Here is an 826-nt window from a genome sequence, read left to right on the forward strand (position 1 = left end):
CGAGTGGGCGGATGGCTGGGCCGCCGCACTCCAGCTCGCCGCGCTCGCCGTCCGGTCCCGGCGCCGCCTGCCGTCGGCACCGGACCGGCTGGTCGACAGCTACGTGTGGCACGAGGTGCTCGGCGCGGAGCGGGCCGAGCTGGTGGGCCTGCTGCTCTCGACCGCGGTGGTGGACCGGCTGAACTACGGGCTGGCGGAGGCGCTGACGGGCAGGCCGGACGCCGGCGACCTGCTCGGCGAGGCCGAGGAGCGCGGCCTGTTCGTGACGAGCCTCGACGCCGGTGGCTGGTTCGGCGTGCACGGCCTGGTGCGCGACATGCTGCTGACCGACCTGGAACGACGGTGGCCGGAGCGGCTGCGGGAGCAGCACCTGCGGGCCGCGCGGTGGTTCGAGGGCACCGGGGAGCCGGTGACCGTCCGAGGTCGCCGTATCCACGGAGGTCACGCGGACGCAGGACGCCTGGTGCCGGCTGCTCGTCGGCGCTCCGGTCCCCGGCGAGGCGATCGCCGCCGGCCCGCCCGTCCTGCGGGCGCTGGTCGCGTACACCCGGTGCGACTGGCGCACGGCGATGGACCTGGGGCGGTCCGGGTCGATGGACGACCCGATCGGCCGGTACGGCTGGAGCGTCGTGGCGCACTCGATCGCGGCGACCGAGGCCTGGAGCGACGACGACCCTGCGGTCGAGGAGGCACGGGCGGCTGTGGCCGGCCAGAGTGACCGGCGGCTCGCCCACGAGTGCGCCCGCGCCGTCGGGCTCGCGCTCGCCGGTCACCCCCTGGACGCGGTCCGGGTCGCGGCCGGCGTACGGCCCCTGGTGCTGGCCGC

Annotated in this window: 1 pseudogene; it reads left to right on the forward strand. The window is 76.9% G+C overall.

The features are described from left to right. Window positions 1-718: pseudogene (locus Q0L15_RS18285) on the forward strand (hypothetical protein); the annotation flags it as partial. Window positions 719-826: the final 108 nt, after the last annotated feature.

Origin of the sequence: Nocardioides sp., assembly GCF_024509035.1 — a bacterium.
GTDB lineage: Bacteria > Actinomycetota > Actinomycetes > Propionibacteriales > Nocardioidaceae > Nocardioides.